Genomic DNA, 17,224 nt, shown 5'->3' with positions numbered 1-17,224 from the left:
GATGAGGGCGGATCCGCACCCCTCGCCTCGCAACCCGCCCGCCGCGACGCGGGTGCGTCAGCCGTTGAGGGCGGCGCGCAGGGCGGCCACATCCGCTTCGGTCAGCCCATGCCCGGCGCCGCGGGCGACATGCAACGTCGCCTCGGCGTCGAGCCGCTCCAGCACCCGCACACTCTCGCGGGAGCGGGCCAGCGGAATGTGCGGGTCGCGCTCGTGCACGCTGACGCGCATCGGCAGGCCGGAAAGGTCGGCCTCGTAGTCGAACGCCTTGGGCGTGTGGCCGTAGAGCGCGTCGTCCGGCGGGCCGGCGGCATCGGCGGTGCCGATCAGCCCGGCGGAGAGGCCGAACACGGCCGAGGCCACCGCGCCACGCCGCGCCGTATATTCGAGTGCCAGGCACCCGCCTTGGCTGAAGCCGATCAGGGTGAGCTGCGCGCGGTCGTAGCCGTCCTCGGTGGCCGCGTCGACGGCCCGGTCCACAGCCGCCAGGGCGGACAGGACGAACGGCTCCATGGCATCCGCTGGGGCGAGAAAGCTCGTCGGCCACCAGGAGAGGCCCGCCGCCTCGGGGGCGTAGACTGCAATGTCCGGGAAGCCGAGGCTGGTAACGAGACCGCCCATGTCGTCCGCCCCGGCACCGCGGCCGTGGAGGCCGATCACCGCGCGCCGCGCCCGCCCCGCCGCCGGGCCGAAGGTGGCGAGGCGCCCGGCCGCGTGCGGATCCGCCGCCGCCTTCATGCCGGCACCGTCACCGGCGGCAGAACCGCCTCGATGCGCGCGCGATGGGGTTCGTACTGCGCGGGAAGTTTCAGCGCCTCGCCCAGCGTCTCCACCGGCTCGTCGGTTGCGAAACCCGGCGGGTCGGTGGCGATCTCGAACAACACGCCCCCCGGCTCGCGGAAATAGACCGCGTTGAAATATTGCCGGTCGATCACCGGCGTCACGTCGAAGCCCGCCGCGGCGATGCGCTGCTGCCATTCCACCTGCTCCGCGTCGGTGCCGGCGCGGAAGGCGACATGGTGGATCGTCCCCGCCCCCGACACTCCGGACCGCCGCGTCACTGGAACCTCGAGGTCGACCACCGCGCCGTGCTCGGCGTCCTCCGCACCGCTGACGAAGCGCAGACGCGTCGCGCCGTCCGCCTCCGTCGCCTCGCCCGCGGCGCGGTAGCCGAAGACGTCGGTCAACAACCGCGCCGTCGGCTCCGGCGCGGCGAGGCAAAGCGTCACCGAGTGGAAGAAATGCGGCACGTCACCCGCCCCGCCCGCCCCGCCGGTTTCGACGATTTCGACCGTCATCCCGTCCGGGTCCACAAGCGACAGGACCCGCTGGCCGAAGCGTTCCCCCACGGCGGCGCCCGGGGCGTGGTGCGCCGCAAGCCGTGCGGCCGCCGCGTCGAACCCGGCCGGCGACACCTCGTAGGCCACCGCGCAGGCCATGCCCGGACCGGGGCGGCCGGCACCGGCATTGGCGAAGGGGAAGAAGGTCAGGATCGTGCCCGGCGTCCCCACATGGTCGCCATAGTAGAAGTGATAGGTGCCCGGATCGTCGAAATTCACCGTGCGCTTGACAAGCCGCTGGCCCAGCGCACGCACATAAAAGTCAAGGTTGGTCTGCGGCGCACCGCAGATGGCCGTCACGTGGTGCAGCCCGGCTATCGCATTCATGATCGTCTCCCGCCTGTCCCGCCTCACGGGGCTGCGCTGCGTCAGTCATCGAAGCCTGCCGCGCGTGCCGCAAGAGATACCGAGGTATGCCGGACCGATCCTCGGCGGTCGCCCGACACCCCAGGGTTGCGGCATATCCGTCATCGCAAAACCATAGCCTAATGGTCAGCCTCGGGCCAGTTTCCCGCACGTTTCGGCGCGTTTCATCGCCTTTGGGATAGGCCGGACGCCCACCCGGACAGGCCGGCCCGCGCCGAACGCGCGTCCGGCCATTGCATCGGCGCAGCTTGTCGCTCAGTTTAGGTTACACATCGGTCGCCAAGCCGGCGGCTGAAACGTCAACACAATTCGGGGGCTGCCCGCTGCTGCGGCGGCGGGGTCATCGGCGCGCCATGCGGCGTGCGGACAGGATGGCGTGCGTCCTCGGACCGGGATGGGGATCGAAGAACATGCCCAGCGTGACGAGCAGTCTGACCCGCGACCCGCACAATGCGAGTACCATCGAGCGTCCGGCGCGCACCACCATCGTCGACGTGGAGTTCGAGCCCGTCGCGGTGGGGGCCCGCAAAGAGCCGGTGCGGTGGGCGGCAGTGGCACCCGCGCCCGCACCCGCCGAAGTGGTCCGCCGCGAGGCGCCGCCCGCCCGCCCCGCGCGTGGCCCCAAGGCGGTGCTCGACCTGGTGGCGGAGGGAATCATCGTCTGACCGCACGGCGTCGCACCGCACCGCACCGCGCCCTCTGGCACCGAACCCTGCGGCGATTGGCGGTATGACGGCGCCACCGCGGACGGTGGACGCGCCCGGCCCGTCGTTCCACATGACGAGGCAAGCCTTTGCGCGTTCACTGGAAGGTCCGACATGATTCACGCCGCCCCGTCCGCCGCGGATGACGCACACCCCACCGGCGCCATGACGCGGGCCGCACCGGACCGCCGTTCCGTCCTCGCCGCGCTGCTCGCCTCCGCCGCCCTTCCCGGCACGGCATTTGCCGCCGGGGCCGACGAGGCCGATCCCTTCGACCCGGTCGCCACCGCGGGCGCCGCGCTCGACCAGCTCCATTCGATCACCATCGTCCACCGCGGCGAGACCCGTTTCGCCCGGCGCTTCGCCGGTCCCCCGCTCGACCGGGCGGCCAACGTCAAATCCGTGTCGAAGTCCATCGTGGCGCTGTTGACCGGCATCGCCGTCGACCGCGGGATCATCCCCGGTACCGAGGCCACCCTCGGCGAACTCGCCCCCGGCCTGGTGCCGGACGCGGCGGACCCGCGGGTGAAGGACATCACCGTCGCCGACCTCCTCACCATGCAGGCCGGGCTCGAGGGTACGTCCGGACCGAACTACGGGCCGTGGGTGCAAAGCGCCGACTGGGTCCGCTTCGCGCTCACCCGGCCGATGGTGGCGGCCCCCGGCGAAGCGTTCCAATATTCCACCGGCACTTACCACGTCCTCGGCGCCGTGCTGGCCGAGACGGGCGGGGCGAGCCTCCTCGCCCTGGCGCGTGACTGGCTGGGCGACCCGCTCGGGATCACCATCCCCGCGTGGACCCGCGACCCGCAGGGCCGCTATTTCGGCGGCAACAACATGGCGCTGACCCCCGCCGCCATGGCCCGCATCGGCGAGATGGTGCGGCTGAACGGCGAGGTGGACGGCAGCCGCGTGGTGTCGGAAGAGTGGATCAGCCGCGCGCTGACCCCCGTCACGCGCTCCCCCTTCTCGGGCGACGCCTACGGCCTCGGCTGGTTCCTGCGGGATTTCGGCGGTGCGGCGGCGGCCTATGCGCGGGGGTTCGGCGGGCAGATGATCTACATCGTCCCGGCGCTGGAGCTGACCGTCGCCGTGACCTCAGATCCCACGCGCCCGGCCCGCACCGGCGGCCACGTCGGTGACTTGAACCGCCTCTTGGAGGACGACATCATCCCGGCGCTGGACGCCTGAGGCAAGGCCGCCGGCCCGAGGTCGGCGGGGATGGGGGCGGCGGTTCGGTCGGCGCCCGCCCGATCCATCGCCGGCGGGCCGGGGCGCCTTCAGATATACTTGGTCGGCACCGCGGTGGTGAACTTCAGTTCCTCCATCGAGATCATGGAATTCACCATGCGGAATTCCAGCGTGTCGATCATCTTCTTGTAGACCGCGTCGTAGCTCGCCATGTCCGGCACGACGACCTTCAGGATATAGTCCACCGTCCCCGTCAGCCGGTAGGCCTCCAGCACCTCGGGGATCTCGTCGATCAGCTCGCGGAAGCGCGTCAGCCAGGCCGTCTCGTGCCGCGGGGTGCTGACGCCGATGAAGACGGTCAGCGGCACGTTGGCCCGCTCCTGGTCCACCAGCACCACGCGGCGCTTGATGAGCCCGGCCTCCTCCATGCGCTTGATGCGCCGCCAGCAGGGCGTCGCCGACAGCCCCACCGCCTCGGCGATCACGGTGACGGCCACGTCGCTGTCCTCCTGCAACATCGCCAGGATCTTCTGGTCGATCTCGTCGAAGGTGATGGTCTCGGCGGGTTTGGTGCCGGTCTTGCGCGGCCGCGTTTCCGTCATGGCGCGGCGAACTCCACGACGAGGCCGCACGCGTCCGCCGGGTCCACCGCGATGCCGAGCGCGGTCTGATGCGCCATGACGCCGGCCGCGGCGAGGCAACCCGCCGCGGCGCCGATGTCGCCCACCTTCAGCCGCATGGAAGTGAAGGCGCCCTTGGCCGTGCCGCTGAGGTCGATGCCGGGATAGAGCGCGGCCATCCGCTCCGGCGCCATCACCAGGAGGTCGGCCGAATTCGCGCCGGTCGCCACGGTGAAGATGCCGTCCGCCTCCGACACCGCGCCCGCCGCCCACAGCCGCGCAAAGCCCGCCGCGTCGCCCGCCGGATCGTCCGACACGGTGAGGATGGCGGCGAGGCCGCTGGCGGTGTTGGGGTGGTTGAAAAGCTCCGGCAGCCACACCGTTTCGGGCGTCTTGTGCTGGCACATGAAGACCATGCCGCGCGGCACCTCGTCCGCGGTGAAGGCGACGGTGGAGAAGGCGGCCTCGCCGGTGCCGCCGCCCGGCAGCGGGACGGGGCGGGAGAAGCTGCCCAGCCCCTCGGTGGCGATGCCGCGTTCGCCCAGCGCCTCGGCCGCGGCCGCCGCATCGTCGATCCGGCAGGCGATGGCGTGCAGCCCCTCGCCCTTCTCGGCCAGCATCGTCCGGCGCATCGCGTTCAGCTCGGTCGCCTGCAGCACGCCCAGGAGCTCGAAATAATCGTCCGGGAACATGATGGTGTGGTTGGCCGTTCCCTTGGAGACGGAATGCAGCCCGCGCGGCGACAGGGTGAAGCCCAGCGCCTCGTAGCGGCGGACCGAATCGTCCAGGTCGCTCACCAAGGCGAAGCAATGGTCGATGCCCTTCACGGGATGGGACGCGGCGGACATGAGGCTCTCCTTATCAGGCATCGTTCAGGTGGTGTTCGGTGGGGCGGTGTCCGCCGGGGCCAGGGCCCGCCGCCGGACGTTTCAGCGGCGGACGGGTGAGCGGCGGAGGGTTCAGCGGCTCACGGCTCAGCGGCGGACGGGGGCGAGGACGATCTCGTGCACCGCCACGCCGGGGTTCATCCCGGCGACGTAGAGCGCGGTGGCGGCCATGTCCTCGGGCTGGATCATCGCCGCCAGGGTGGAGGTGTCGAAGCCGGGGCGCTTGGCGAGGAGGGGGGTCGCCACCTCGGCCGGGCACAGCGCCGTGGAGCGGATGCCGTTCCGCCCCTCCTGATCGTTCAGGCTGGCCGAGATGTCGCTCAGCGCATGCTTTGACGCGCCATAGGCGACGCCGCCGCGCTCTGAATGGAAACGCCCGGCCCAGGACGAGGTGTGGATCATCACCCCGCCGCCCTCCGCCCGCATCACCGGCAGGCACGCGGCGATCACGTTCAGCGCGCCGGTGACGTTGACCGCGATCACCTGGTCCCAGCTCTCCCAGTCGAGCTCGGCCCAGCTGCGCTTCGGAATGTTGAGGCCGGCATTGTTGCACAGGACGTCGATCCCGTTGCCGCCCTGGCCTTTGCTCCAGGCGGCGACCTCGGCGGCGGTCTTCGCCATTCCCTCACGGTCGGTCACGTCGCCCGGCATCACCAGCGTGCGGGACGGGTCCGGCAGCGAGGCGGCGACCTCGTCCAGGGAGTCGCGGCTGCGGCCGGTGAGGGCGACCCTGTCACCGGCGGCGGCGAAGGCCCGCGCCATGGCGGCACCGATGCCGGAGCCGGCCCCCGTGATCCAGACGGTTCGCGGTGTCACGAGGGGAGGCGCGAGAGACATGGCAACCGGTATCCTTCTTGCTTTACCGGATGCATATCCCAAGCGGGAACCGGATCCTAGAAAAATCTTTCAATTCCAGCGCGGTATATAGAACGGGGATTGACATAGCGGCGCGGCTCCGCGCTATTTTGCACTAAGACGACGCCACCCCTAAAATCGGGACGCTTTGCCGCGCAGACGGCAGCAAGCGGGAGAATCGAAACTTATGACGACGAGTGTGCGAAATCTGGGCCTGGCCCTGGCCGCTGCGGGGGCGCTGTCGGCCGGCGCCGCCATGGCGCAGGACGTTCAGCGCGGCGGCACCGCCATCATACAGATGAAGGGCGAGCAGCGGATCCTCAACCCCGCGCTCCGGGCGTCCACCGGCGTCTACTATATCACGGGCAAGATCATCGAGCCGCTGATCGACCTGTCCTATGACGGCTACGTTCCGGTGCTCGCCACCGAGTGGTCGTCCTCCGAAGACGGTCTCGAAATCACGCTGAAGCTGCGTGAAGGCGTCAACTGGCACGACGGCGAGCCCTTCACCTGCGACGACGTCTCCTTCACGGCGATGGAGATGTGGAAGAAGCTCCTCAACTACTCCTCGTCGCTGCAGGCGAACCTCGAGGCGGTGGACTGCCCGGACCCGCACACCGCGGTGTTCAAATATTCCAAGCCGATGCCGCTTCAGCTCTTCGTTGCGGCGATGCCGGACCTCGGCCACCCCGTGCCCAAGCACCTCTTCGAGGGCACGGACATCATGCGCAGCGAGTACAACACCGCGCCCGTCGGCACCGGCCCGTTCAAGTTCGTCGAGTATCAGCGCGGCCAGTACGTGATCGCCGAGCGCAACGACGACTATTGGCGCGGCGAAGAGTACCCCTACCTCGACCGTATCGTCTGGCGCTTCATCGAGGACACCTCGGCGGCCGCCGCGGCGATCGAGGCGGGCGAGGTCCACGAGTCCGGGTTCATCGGCATCTCGCTGGCCGACATCGCCCGCCTGCGTGACGATCCCCGCTTCGACGTCGGCACGAAGGGTTACGAGAACAACGTCGCCCACTCCACGGTCGAGTTCAATCACCGCAACCCGATCCTCGCGGACCTCGACGTGCGCAAGGCCATCTACCACGGCCTCGACATCGACTACGCGATCGAGACGATCATGCGCGGCTACGCCAAGCCCGGCCGCGGCCTGATCCCGTCCACCGGCGGCGCCAACTATACCGACGACGTGCCGACCTACCCCTACGATCCCGAGCTCGCCAAGACGATGCTCGACGAGGCCGGCTACCCGGTGCAGGAGGACGGCTTCCGCTTCCACCTGCGTCACCGTCCGGCGCCGTGGGGCGAGTACACGCAGCTCTGGGCCGAATATTTCCGTCAGGCGATGTCCGAGATCGACATCGACGTGGAGATTCTCCAGAACGACGCGCCCGGCTTCCTCGCCGGCGTCTACCGCGACCATGACTTCGACACCGCCAACGGCTGGCACCAGTTCCGGTCGGACCCGGCCGTGTCGACCACGGTGTGGCTGCGCTCCGGTCAGCCGGAAGGCTCGCCCTGGACCAACCAGTTCGGCTGGCAGAGCGACGAGGTCGACCAGCTCATCGACGCCGCCGCCTCCGAGCTCGACCCGGAGAAGCGCGCCGAGATGTACCACGAGCTCCAGCGCCTCTCGATGGAAGAGCTGCCGGTGATCTTCGCGATCGAGCATCCCTTCATCTCGGTCACCAACAAGGTGCTGAAGAACCACCACAACACGCCGCGCTGGAACTCCTCCAGCTGGTACGATCTCTGGATCGACGACTAAGCCCTAACGGCGGGGCATGCCGTCCGGTGCGCCCCGCCACCTCGCCTCCGCCGCGCCGGGCCCGCCCGCCGCGGCGCGATCTTCGTGCAGCCCTGGGGCCGCACGCCTTGCCGTGCCACCCAATGCGCGCCGCCCCGGCCGCCTGCGCCGTATCGTCCGCGTCGGACGCCGCTGAACCGTCACAGCCCGTCTCTTTGGATCTGAATTGATGAAGCCAGCCTTTCCCCCGGTCCTCGGCTACGCGCTGCGCCGCCTGCTCCAGGCCGTGCCGGTGGTCCTGTTGATCATGGTCGGCACCTTCCTGCTCCTGAAGCTCGCCCCCGGCGACACCGTGGACGCCCTCGTCGGCGACATGGGCGGCGCGGATGCCGCCTATATCGAGCGGATGCGCGCCGAATATGGGCTGGACCAGCCGGTGTACGTCCAACTCCTCACCTACATGGGCAAGCTCATCACCTTCGATCTCGGCTGGTCCTTCGTCTACGAGCAGCCCGTGTCCGCCATCCTGTTCGAGCGGCTCGGCGTCACCCTCCTCCTGATGGCGACCTCGCTCACCCTGGCCTTCTCCATCGGCATCCTGCTCGGCGCCATCGCCGCCCGCCGCGTCTACTCGCTGACCGACAACGTCATCTCCACGCTCGGCCTCATCTTCTACGCGACGCCGAGCTTCTTCCTGTCGCTTTTGATGATCTACCTCTTCTCGGTGAAGCTCGGCTGGCTGCCGGTCGGCGGGATCAAGACCGTCGCCGGGTTCTATACCGGCTGGGACCACTATGTTGACGTCGCGCTCCACCTCGTGATGCCCACGGCGGCGCTGTCGCTCATCTACCTCTCGTTCTACCTGCGCCTGATGCGCGCCTCCGTGCTGGAGGTCGCCGACCTCGACTATGTGCGCACCGCCAAGGCCAAGGGCGCGGGCGAAACCCGGCTCATGGTCCACCACATCATGCGCAACGCGCTGCTGCCGGTGGTCACCCTTCTCGGCCTGCAATTCTCCACCGTGCTCGGCGGGTCGGTGGTGGTGGAGACCATCTTCACCCTGCCGGGCCTCGGTCAGCTCGCCTCGCAGTCGGTGGTTCAGCGCGACATGAACACGCTGATGGGCATCATCTTCCTCTGCTCCATCATCGTCGTCGTCGTGAACTTCCTCACCGACCTCCTCTACGCCCGCCTCGACAGCCGGATCGAACTCGCATGAGCCTGCAGAGCACCGAACTCGCGCCCGCCGAGCCGCCGCGCCTCGTCGTCTTCTGGCGCCGCTACAGCCGCAACCGCGCCGCGCTCCTCGGCCTCGTCATCTTCACCGTCGTCGTCATCCTGGCGCTGACGGCGGGGATCGTCGAGCCCGGCGACCCGCTGCGCCGCGCCGGCGCACCGCTGACGCCCCCCTTCACCGACTGGGCCACCCCGCTCGGCACCGACCAGCTCGGCCGGGACGTGATGTCCGGCATCTTCTACGGCGCGCGCATCTCGCTCCTCATCGGCGTGGTGGCGACGCTGGTCGCCATCGGCATCGGCGTCCTCATCGGCGCCATCGCCGGCTATTTCGGCGGCTGGGTCGACGACGTTCTGATGCGCGTCACCGAAGCCTTCCAGACCATTCCGAACTTCGTGCTCCTCCTCACTCTCGTCGCCATCATGGGCTCGCAGATCGAGTGGATCACGGTGGCCATCGGCATCGTCTCCTGGACCGCGCCCGCCCGCATGGTGCGCGCCGAGTTCATGGCGCTGCGGGGCCGCGAATTCGTCGACGCCGCGCGCAATCTCGGCGTCTCCAACACGTCGATCATCTTCCGCGAGATCATGCCCAACGCGCTGCCGCCGATCGTCGTCTACGCGTCGGTCATCATGGCGCTGGCGATCCTGCTGGAAAGCGCGCTCGCCTTCCTCGGCCTCGGCGACCCGAACTATGCGAGCTGGGGCAACATGATCGGCCAGGGCCGCTCGGTGCTTCGGACCGCACCTTACTGCGCCGTCATTCCCGGTATCGCCATCGTCCTCACCGTCCTGTCCTTCTCGTTGCTCGGCGAAGGCCTCAACGACGCCCTGAACCCGAGGCAGAAAAAGCGATGAGCCAGCCCGTTCTCGACATTTCCGGCCTTCGCATCGCGCTGCCCAAGGGCGCCGACCGGCCGTTCGCGCTCGAAGACCTGAACCTCACCGTCGAACCGGGCGAGATCGTCTGCCTCGTCGGCGAATCCGGGTCCGGCAAGTCGCTCTCGGCCGGCGCCGTCATGCGCCTCTTGCCCGAGCCGCACGTCCATGTGGCGGCCGGCTCCATCCGCTTCATGGGCGAGGACCTTCTGGCGAAGACGCCGCGCCAGATGCGGGACATCCGCGGTCGCGACATCGCGATGATCTTCCAGGAGCCGATGACGGCGCTGAACCCGCAGAAGACCGTCGGCTGGCAGCTCGACGAGGTGCTGCGGCTGCACACCCGCCTCGGCCGCAAGGCCCGCCGCGCCCGCGCGCTCGACATGCTGGAGCGCGTCCAGCTCCCGGACCCGCGCTCGGCCTACAACGCCTATCCGCACCAGGTTTCAGGCGGCCAGCGCCAGCGCGTGATGATCGCCATGGCGCTGCTGCTGTCGCCCAAGCTCATCATCGCCGACGAGCCCACCACCGCGCTCGACGTGACGACGCAGCTCCAGATCCTGAAGCTCATCCGCGAGCTGCAGGTGGAGGAGCAGGCCGGTATCCTCTTCATCACCCACGATTTCGGCGTGGTGGCCGAGATCGCCGACAAGGTGGCCGTCCTCAGGATGGGCCAGCTCGTCGAGCACGGGCCGGCCAAGACGGTCCTCAACAACCCGCAGCACCCCTACACGAAGGCGCTCATCGGCGCGGTTCCGGCGCTCATCCCGCCGCCCGCCAAGCCGCTCTCCTCCGCCCCCGTGGTGCTGAAGGCGGAAGGGCTGCGCAAGACCTTCGCGGCGCGCGGCGGCCTCTTGTCGGGCAAGCGCAAGGCCGTCGCAGCCGTCAAAGACCTCAGCTTCACGCTGCGCCAGGGCGAAACGCTCGGCGTCGTCGGCGAAAGCGGGTCCGGCAAGACCACCGTCTCACGCATCGTCACCCGGCTGCTCGAATGCGACTCCGGCAAGGTGGAGGTGGACGGCACCGACATCCTCGCCGCTTCGCCGCGCGAACTGCGCGCCATGCGCAAGCACATCCAGATGGTCTTTCAGGACCCGATGGCCTCGCTCAACCCGCGCAAGCGTGTGGTCGACCTCATCGCCCAGGGGCCCATCGTCCACGGCACGCCGCGCAAGAAGGCCCATGCCGACGCGCGCCGCCTGCTCGAACTCGTCGAGCTGTCGCCCGCCGCCGCCACCCGCTTCCCGCACGAATTCTCCGGCGGCCAGCGCCAGCGCATCGGCATCGCCCGCGCATTGTCGATGGAGCCGAAGATCATCGTCGCCGACGAGCCGGTCTCCGCGCTCGACGTCAGCGTCCAGGCCCAGGTGCTGAAGCTCCTCGCCGAGCTGCGCGACCGGCTCAACCTGTCGCTGCTCTTCGTCACCCACGACCTGCGCGTGGCTGCGCAGCTCTGCGACCGCATCATCGTCATGCAGAACGGCGAGATCGTCGAACAGGGCGCCACCGCCGACGTCTTCGCCAACCCGCAGCATCCCTACACGCAAAAGCTCCTGTCCTCGATTCCGGGACGCCATTGGACCCCGCCGGTGCTCACCACCGAGGCCGCCTGAGACCCGTCATGTCAGTCAGTTTCCATGATATCCGCCGCGCTCTGATCGGTGAGGGGGCCGCCATCCCCGGCCCCTTCGGCCCGCGCGCGATGCTCTATGCCGACTATGTCGCCTCCGGCCGCGCCCTCTCCTTCATCGAGGACGCGATCCGCGACCACGTGCTGCCCTTCTACGGCAACACCCACACCGAGACCTCCTTCGCCGGGCGCCGCACCACGCAGCTTCGCGAGATGGCCCGCCAGGCCGTGCGCGAGGCGGTGGACGCGGAGGCCGGGCATGCGGTGATCTTCACCGGCTCCGGCGCCACCGGGGCGGTGGACAAGCTCGTCCGCGCCTTCGCCTTGCAGGGGCTGGGCGAGGGGGCCGTCGTCTTCGTCGGCCCCTACGAGCACCACTCCAACGACCTGCCGTGGCGCGAGAGCGGCGCCACCCTTGTGCGCGTCCCGCTCGACGCGGAGGGCGGCATCTGCCTCGCCACCCTCGCCCGCAAGCTGGAGGCGCACCGCGGCGCCGCGCTGAAGATCGGCGCCTTCTCCGCCGCGTCCAACGTCACCGGCATCCGCACCGATTTGCGCGCCATCGCCAAGCTGATGCACGAGTTCGGCGGCTGGTGCGTGGCCGACTTCGCCGCCGCCGCGCCCTACGTTCCCGTGCGCCTCGCCGAGACCGCGCCCGGCGCCGGCGACCGGATCGACGCCGCCGCCCTGTCGCCGCACAAATATCCGGGCGGCCCCGGCGCGTCCGGCGTCCTCATCGCCGACCGGCGCCTGTTCGCCACCGCCCGCCCGACCCTCACCGGCGGCGGCACGGTCAGCTACGTCACCGCCGAGGGCCACCGCTACGTCACCGACGCGGAGCACCGCGAGGAGGGCGGCACACCGGCCATCGTCGACAACATCCGCGCCGGGATGGTGCTGCAGCTCAAGCGCGACATGGACGAGGCCGCCGTGGAGGAGCGCGAGACCGCTCTCGCCCGCCGCCTGGAGGACGCGCTGCGGGCGATCCCCGGTGTCGAGCTTCTCGGCCCCCGCAATGTGCCGCGGCTCGGCATCTTCTCGTTCAACATCCGCGTGCGCGGGCGGCTCTTGCACCACAACTACGTGGTTGCGCTGCTCAACGACCTGTTCGGCATCCAGGCCCGCGGCGGCTGCTCCTGCGCCGGTCCCTACGGCCACGCCCTCCTGTGCATCGACGCAGCCACCACGGCCCGCCACGAGGCCGCCGTCCACGAGGGCCACACCGCCTTCCGCCCCGGCTGGGCCCGCCTCGGCGTGAACTGGTTCTTCGAGGACGCGGACGTCGACACCATCGCCGCCGCGATTCGCTTCATCGCGGAGCGTGGCTTCGACCTGTTGCCCCACTACCGGCTCGACGTCGCCGGCGGTGTCTGGCGGGCGCTGGCCCCGGTGGACGATGCGCCGCCCGAAGCGCTCTCGGCCCTGTGGTCCGGCGCCGCGCGGCTGTCCTGCCCGCTGCCCGACTTCGCCGGCTGCCTCGCCGAAGCGCACCGCCTGGCCGATGCCGCCGCGACGATGCCCGCAGCCGAGCCCGCCGCGCTCCCCGCCGACGAGGAGGCGCTGCGCTGGTTCTGGCTCCCCCACGAGGCTGCCAGCCCCTCGCTGGAAGAGGCGCTCTGATGGCCGTCGACTTCCCCCCCTCGCTCTGGGCCGACACCGCCCCCGCACGCACACCGACCGCCCCGCTGAAGGGCACGCACGAGACCGACCTCGTCATCATCGGGGCAGGCTTCACCGGCCTGTCGGCGGCGATCGAGGCGGCGCGTGCCGGTCACGCCGTGACCGTGGTGGAGGGCAAGGCCGCAGGGTGGGGCGCATCCGGCCGCAACAACGGCCAGGTGATCCCCATCCTCACCGCTGCCGAGCCTGACGTCTGGGTGAAACGCTACGGCGCCGCGGGCGAGCGCATGGTCCAGCTCATCGGCAACTCCGCCTCCGTGCTGTTCGACCTCGTGCGCGAGTTTGGCATGGACGCCGAGGCCGAGCAGAACGGCTGGTTCCAGCCCGCCCACAGCCCCGGCCGGGTCAAGCTGTCGGAAAAGCGCGTTGCCGCGTGGCAGCGTTACGGCTTCCCCGCCACGCTGAAGACCGCCGCCGAAACGGCCGAGATCCTCGGCTCCGACTTCTGGTACGGCGGCATGTACAACCCCACCGGCGGGCACATCAATCCGCTGGCCCTCGCGCGCGGCATGGCCAAAGCCGCCGAGGGACTGGGCGCGACCATCTTCGAGCAGTCGCCCGTCCAGTCCTTCGCCCGCGAAGGCGCCACATGGGTGGTGCGCACCGCGTCGGGCACCGTGAAGGCCCGCGCCCTCATCCTCGCCACCAACGCCTACACGGGAGAGCTGGCGCCCGGCCTGGCCCCGCGCATCGCCCACTCCCTCGTGCCCGTCCTCTCCTGGCAGATGGCGACCGAGCCGGTGGGCGATAATCTGCGCGGCAAGATCATGCCCGGCCGCGAGGCCGTGTCCGACACCAGAGGCGACCTGCGCTTCTTCCGCTACGACGCGCGCAACCGCATCATCACCGGCGGCGCCGTCATGGGCGCCCACAATGTCGAGGCGCGGGTGCGCGCCAAGGCCGCCCGCAGCCTCGCCGAAGCCTTCCCCGACCTCGGCGTGCCGAGGATGACGCACGTCTGGTCCGGCTATATCGGCATGAACTGGGACCGCTTCCCGCGCGTCCACAGCCTGGGGCCGGACGGCTGGGCCTGGGCCGGCTGCAACGGGCGCGGCGTCGCCCTCGGCACCTCGCTCGGCCGCGAACTCGCCCGCGCCGCCGTCGGCCGGCCCGTCGACGAGCTGGCGCTGCCGGTCACGGAACCGCAGCCCTTCGCTGCCCACGGCCTCGTGCGCCGCGTCGCCCCCACATACCTCGCGTGGCTGAAGCGCAAGGACCACCAGGAATATCACGAATGACCGAGACACCGCGCACCGGCGAGGCCCCGCCCACCGGCGCCGAGAGCGGCGCCGCCAGGATGGGCGACGACACCGGGCCCACCATGGGCCTCAACGACGTGCCCATCCTCCTGCGCCGCCGCATCGAGGCGATGATCCTCAAACACGTGCTCGACATCGTCACCGAACGCTCCGGCCGCGCCGAGGCGGAGGCCGTCATCGGCGCCGCATGCTCCAAATCGGCCATCGAGCAGGGGCAGATGCTCGCCGCCGAACTCGGCCATGCCCCCGACCTCACCGACTTCGCCGCCATCCAGCCCAACTGGACCCGCGAGGATGCGCTGCGCATCGAAACCATCGAAATGTCCGAGGACAAGATGGACTTCAACGTCGTGCGCTGCCGCTACGCCGAAATGTACCGGGACATGGGCCTCGGCGACATCGGCCACCTCCTGTCGTGCAATCGCGATGGCGACTTCTGCATCGGCTACAACCCGGACATCGAGATGACCCGCACCCAGACCATCATGAAGGGCGCCTCCCACTGCGACTTTCGCTACCGCATGAAGAAGGACGCCTGAGATGCCGGTCGAAAACTGGGTCGCGAAAGACATCGCCGAGCTGACCGCCTTCCGGCGCGACATGCACCAGAACCCCGAACTCCTCTACGAGGTGAACCGCGCCGCCGCCAACGTCGCCGAGGCGCTGCGCAAGGCGGGCGTGGACGAGGTGGTCGAGGGCATCGGCCGCACCGGCGTGGTCGGCGTCATCCGCGGCCGCAACGGCGGGGCGGGCCGCATGATCGGCCTGCGCGCCGACATGGACGCCCTCCCCATTCTGGAGGAGACCGGCAAACCCTACGCCTCCCTGGTGCCCGGCAAGATGCACGCCTGCGGCCATGACGGCCACACCACCATGCTCCTCGGCGCTGCCCGCCACTTGGCGGAAAGCCGCGCCTTCGACGGCACCGTGATCGTCATCTTCCAGCCCGCCGAGGAGGGCGGCGCGGGGGCCCGCGCGATGATCGAGGACGGGCTGTTCACGCGCTGGCCGTGCGACGAGGTCTACGGCATGCACAACCGGCCGAACCTTCCCATCGGCCAGTTCACCATCAATTCCGGCCCGATCATGGGGTCGGTGGACGAGCTGAAGATCACCATCGCCGGGCGCGGCGGCCACGCGGCGCGGCCGAATGAGACGATCGACCCGCTGCCCATCGCCGGGGCGCTTCTGCAAGGCGTGCAGACGCTCACCTCGCGCAACCTCGACCCGATCGACAGCGCCGTCGTCTCCGTCTGCACCATCGAGGCCGGCAACGCCTTCAACGTCATCCCGCAGAAGGTGGAGATGACCGGCACCGTGCGTACCCTCCGCGAAGAGGTGCGCGACATGATCGAGCAGCGGCTGGGCGCGATGGTCGACCACATCGCCGCCGCTTTCGGCGCCGTGGGCACGCTGGACTACACCCGCCACTACCCCGTCACCGTGAACCACGAGCGCGAGACCGGCCTCGCCGCCGACGCCGCCGAGGCTGTGGCCGGCGCCGAGAACGTCTTCCGCGACATGCCCCAGACCCTCGGCGGCGAAGACTTCGCCTTCATGCTGAACGCGGTACCCGGCGCTCTCATCAACATCGGCAACGGCCCCTCCGCCGGGCTTCACCACCCGCTCTACGACTTCAACGACGACGCCATCGCCTACGGCTGCTCCTACTGGACCAGCCTCGTGCGCCAGCGTTTGGCGGCTTAGTCGGCGAAAGACTGCGCCCGCGTTGCGCCGGGGGGCAGCGCCTCAGCGAGGGCGTTCCCCCCTCGCGCTCCCCCCGCTTCGCCAGCGGGCAGGCGTTCAGGTGAAGGTGCGAAGAGCACCTTCCCTCTGAACACCTGCTTTAAGGCTGCGGAGGACTGCGGCGGCATCAAGCCCCCGATCCTCCCCATGCTCGCCCGCCCCCAAGAGGCGGCCTGCGCGTGGGTCCGGTCGAAGGCTTGACCCCGCCACAGTCCTCCAAATGATCCGCCGCGTTTAAGCACCCGGATCAGTCGCCCGGATCAGTCGCCCGCCTCCGCCAGGCGCTCGGCCAGCTTTTCCTGCAGGCGCCACAGATAAGGGTCGTAGACGCCGGCCTTGTGCAGTTCCTCCACCGTGTAGAGGACGTATTCCGCCATCGTTCCGACCGAGCCGGAGGCGCGGGCGAGGATGTCCGCCAACTCGTCCTCGTGCGGCTCCGGCGAATAGAGCGCGTAGGCGGTGTCGGCGGTGAAGGCGATGGCGTCCACCGGGCCGGCCTCTGTCTCCGCGCGCACCCACGTGGGCGGCGTCGGCGGCTCGGTCTTCAGAAGCGCCACCAGTGCGGCGTGACGGTCCGGCGAGGCCATCTCCAGCGCCACGCCCCAGCACTCGCCGCCGCGGTCCAGCGACAGCATCCGCCCCGGCGCCGCCGGATTGCCCCGCCGCCACAGCGTGGGGCCGAGGCAGAAGGCGCGCCGCCAGCCCTTCACCAAGGCCGGACGCGTCTCACCCACCTCGAACCGCGGATTCCACAACAGCGAACCGATCGCGAAGACCCAAAGCGGCGCCCCCTCCGGCAGCGCGCCCAGGATGTCCGCCGCCACACCGTCATAGAACGCCTCGTCCGGCAGCGGGACGGGACGCGCCCCGTCCGCATCCGCCTGCGCAGGGACGCGGGCGAGGTGGTCGCGCGTGAGGGTCAGCGCCGGGAGCGCCGTCATCGTGCCCTCTGCGGCGTCGGCCAGCGCCTGCTTGGCGTCCGGCTCTTGCGCGTGCGCGACAGCGGCCCGCGGCGGAGCAGACGCTGCCGAATCAGACGGTGCCGGATCAGAAGGGGCCGCCGGATCAGGCCCGA

The 17,224-nt window shown here is 70.0% G+C and carries 16 protein-coding genes; 10 read left to right on the top strand and 6 right to left on the bottom strand.

Annotation, left to right across the window (positions count from 1 at the left end):
* Window positions 1-57: 57 nt before the first annotated feature.
* Together BIX52_RS08070 and BIX52_RS08065 are read right to left on the bottom strand one after the other, a co-directional pair.
* Window positions 58-738, bottom strand: a complete 681-nt coding sequence (locus BIX52_RS08070) for an alpha/beta hydrolase (protein ID WP_075220518.1) — start codon at window positions 736-738, stop codon at window positions 58-60.
* Window positions 735-1,667, bottom strand: a complete 933-nt coding sequence (locus BIX52_RS08065) for a VOC family protein (RefSeq protein WP_075220517.1) — start codon at window positions 1,665-1,667, stop codon at window positions 735-737. Before BIX52_RS08065 ends, BIX52_RS08070 begins: the two co-directional genes overlap by 4 nt.
* Before the next feature lie 458 nt (window positions 1,668-2,125).
* Here BIX52_RS08065 and BIX52_RS08060 point away from each other — a divergent pair, with 458 nt between their 5' ends.
* On the top strand, window positions 2,126-2,371 hold the full coding sequence (locus BIX52_RS08060) for a hypothetical protein (RefSeq protein WP_139312735.1): 246 nt from the start codon (window positions 2,126-2,128) through the stop codon (window positions 2,369-2,371).
* 153 nt (window positions 2,372-2,524) lie between these two features.
* Complete coding sequence (locus tag BIX52_RS08055; protein ID WP_211098161.1) at window positions 2,525-3,601, top strand: serine hydrolase domain-containing protein; 1,077 nt, start codon at window positions 2,525-2,527, stop codon at window positions 3,599-3,601.
* 89 nt (window positions 3,602-3,690) lie between these two features.
* Here the strand turns inward: BIX52_RS08055 and BIX52_RS08050 are convergent, their stop codons facing one another.
* The 3 genes from BIX52_RS08050 to BIX52_RS08040 form a co-directional block, all read right to left on the bottom strand.
* The gene (locus BIX52_RS08050; protein ID WP_075220515.1) at window positions 3,691-4,203 is read right to left on the bottom strand and encodes an Lrp/AsnC family transcriptional regulator; all 513 of its coding nucleotides are present in this window, start codon (window positions 4,201-4,203) and stop codon (window positions 3,691-3,693) included.
* Entirely contained in the window at window positions 4,200-5,069 is an 870-nt protein-coding gene (locus BIX52_RS08045; protein WP_075220514.1) for a VOC family protein, read from the bottom strand. Before BIX52_RS08045 ends, BIX52_RS08050 begins: the two co-directional genes overlap by 4 nt.
* A 126-nt stretch (window positions 5,070-5,195) precedes the next feature.
* Window positions 5,196-5,945 (bottom strand): SDR family oxidoreductase, encoded by a 750-nt coding sequence (locus tag BIX52_RS08040; protein WP_075220513.1) that lies wholly within the window; start codon window positions 5,943-5,945, stop codon window positions 5,196-5,198.
* 205 nt (window positions 5,946-6,150) lie between these two features.
* Here BIX52_RS08040 and BIX52_RS08035 point away from each other — a divergent pair, with 205 nt between their 5' ends.
* The 8 genes from BIX52_RS08035 (at window position 6,151) to BIX52_RS08000 (ending at window position 16,110) form a co-directional block, all read left to right on the top strand.
* A complete protein-coding gene (locus BIX52_RS08035; protein ID WP_075220512.1) occupies window positions 6,151-7,740 on the top strand; it encodes an ABC transporter substrate-binding protein in 1,590 nt (529 codons plus the stop codon).
* 208 nt (window positions 7,741-7,948) lie between these two features.
* Window positions 7,949-8,938, top strand: a complete 990-nt coding sequence (locus tag BIX52_RS08030; RefSeq protein ID WP_075220511.1) for an ABC transporter permease — start codon at window positions 7,949-7,951, stop codon at window positions 8,936-8,938.
* Window positions 8,935-9,813, top strand: a complete 879-nt coding sequence (locus BIX52_RS08025; protein WP_075220510.1) for an ABC transporter permease — start codon at window positions 8,935-8,937, stop codon at window positions 9,811-9,813. The genes BIX52_RS08030 and BIX52_RS08025 overlap by 4 nt, the downstream gene beginning before the upstream one ends.
* Complete coding sequence (locus BIX52_RS08020; RefSeq protein WP_075220509.1) at window positions 9,810-11,447, top strand: ABC transporter ATP-binding protein; 1,638 nt, start codon at window positions 9,810-9,812, stop codon at window positions 11,445-11,447. Before BIX52_RS08025 ends, BIX52_RS08020 begins: the two co-directional genes overlap by 4 nt.
* A gap of 8 nt (window positions 11,448-11,455) precedes the next feature.
* Window positions 11,456-13,084: an aminotransferase class V-fold PLP-dependent enzyme gene (locus BIX52_RS08015; protein ID WP_075220508.1), complete on the top strand. Its 1,629-nt coding sequence runs from the start codon at window positions 11,456-11,458 to the stop codon at window positions 13,082-13,084.
* Complete coding sequence (locus tag BIX52_RS08010) at window positions 13,081-14,382, top strand: NAD(P)/FAD-dependent oxidoreductase (protein ID WP_108676484.1); 1,302 nt, start codon at window positions 13,081-13,083, stop codon at window positions 14,380-14,382. The genes BIX52_RS08015 and BIX52_RS08010 overlap by 4 nt, the downstream gene beginning before the upstream one ends.
* An 83-nt stretch (window positions 14,383-14,465) precedes the next feature.
* Entirely contained in the window at window positions 14,466-14,942 is a 477-nt protein-coding gene (locus BIX52_RS08005) for an L-2-amino-thiazoline-4-carboxylic acid hydrolase (RefSeq protein ID WP_075220773.1), read from the top strand.
* A 1-nt stretch (window position 14,943) separates the two neighbouring features.
* Complete coding sequence (locus tag BIX52_RS08000; RefSeq protein ID WP_075220506.1) at window positions 14,944-16,110, top strand: M20 aminoacylase family protein; 1,167 nt, start codon at window positions 14,944-14,946, stop codon at window positions 16,108-16,110.
* 299 nt (window positions 16,111-16,409) lie between these two features.
* On the opposite strand, the gene BIX52_RS07995 is transcribed toward BIX52_RS08000, so the two are convergent.
* Window positions 16,410-17,090 (bottom strand): gamma-glutamylcyclotransferase, encoded by a 681-nt coding sequence (locus BIX52_RS07995; protein WP_075220505.1) that lies wholly within the window; start codon window positions 17,088-17,090, stop codon window positions 16,410-16,412.
* Window positions 17,091-17,224 lie beyond the last annotated feature (134 nt).

The sequence above is a fragment of the Acuticoccus yangtzensis genome (assembly GCF_001927245.1).
GTDB lineage: Bacteria > Pseudomonadota > Alphaproteobacteria > Rhizobiales > Amorphaceae > Acuticoccus > Acuticoccus yangtzensis.
The sequence above is the reverse complement of the archived record's forward strand: the minus strand, read 5'-3'. Positions and strand labels throughout refer to the sequence as shown.

What these genes read in the sequence shown, in the direction of transcription:
- BIX52_RS08070 (WP_075220518.1), bottom strand. Translation starts at nt 738, where the DNA reads ATGAAGGCGGCGGCGGATCCGCACGCGGCCGGGCGCCTCGCCACCTTC.
- BIX52_RS08065 (WP_075220517.1), bottom strand. Translation starts at nt 1,667, where the DNA reads ATGAATGCGATAGCCGGGCTGCACCACGTGACGGCCATCTGCGGTGCG.
- BIX52_RS08055 (WP_211098161.1), top strand. Translation starts at nt 2,525, where the DNA reads ATGATTCACGCCGCCCCGTCCGCCGCGGATGACGCACACCCCACCGGC.
- BIX52_RS08050 (WP_075220515.1), bottom strand. Translation starts at nt 4,203, where the DNA reads ATGACGGAAACGCGGCCGCGCAAGACCGGCACCAAACCCGCCGAGACC.
- BIX52_RS08045 (WP_075220514.1), bottom strand. Translation starts at nt 5,069, where the DNA reads ATGTCCGCCGCGTCCCATCCCGTGAAGGGCATCGACCATTGCTTCGCC.
- BIX52_RS08040 (WP_075220513.1), bottom strand. Translation starts at nt 5,945, where the DNA reads ATGTCTCTCGCGCCTCCCCTCGTGACACCGCGAACCGTCTGGATCACG.
- BIX52_RS08035 (WP_075220512.1), top strand. Translation starts at nt 6,151, where the DNA reads ATGACGACGAGTGTGCGAAATCTGGGCCTGGCCCTGGCCGCTGCGGGG.
- BIX52_RS08030 (WP_075220511.1), top strand. Translation starts at nt 7,949, where the DNA reads ATGAAGCCAGCCTTTCCCCCGGTCCTCGGCTACGCGCTGCGCCGCCTG.
- BIX52_RS08025 (WP_075220510.1), top strand. Translation starts at nt 8,935, where the DNA reads ATGAGCCTGCAGAGCACCGAACTCGCGCCCGCCGAGCCGCCGCGCCTC.
- BIX52_RS08020 (WP_075220509.1), top strand. Translation starts at nt 9,810, where the DNA reads ATGAGCCAGCCCGTTCTCGACATTTCCGGCCTTCGCATCGCGCTGCCC.
- BIX52_RS08015 (WP_075220508.1), top strand. Translation starts at nt 11,456, where the DNA reads ATGTCAGTCAGTTTCCATGATATCCGCCGCGCTCTGATCGGTGAGGGG.
- BIX52_RS08005 (WP_075220773.1), top strand. Translation starts at nt 14,466, where the DNA reads ATGGGCCTCAACGACGTGCCCATCCTCCTGCGCCGCCGCATCGAGGCG.
- BIX52_RS08000 (WP_075220506.1), top strand. Translation starts at nt 14,944, where the DNA reads ATGCCGGTCGAAAACTGGGTCGCGAAAGACATCGCCGAGCTGACCGCC.
- BIX52_RS07995 (WP_075220505.1), bottom strand. Translation starts at nt 17,090, where the DNA reads ATGACGGCGCTCCCGGCGCTGACCCTCACGCGCGACCACCTCGCCCGC.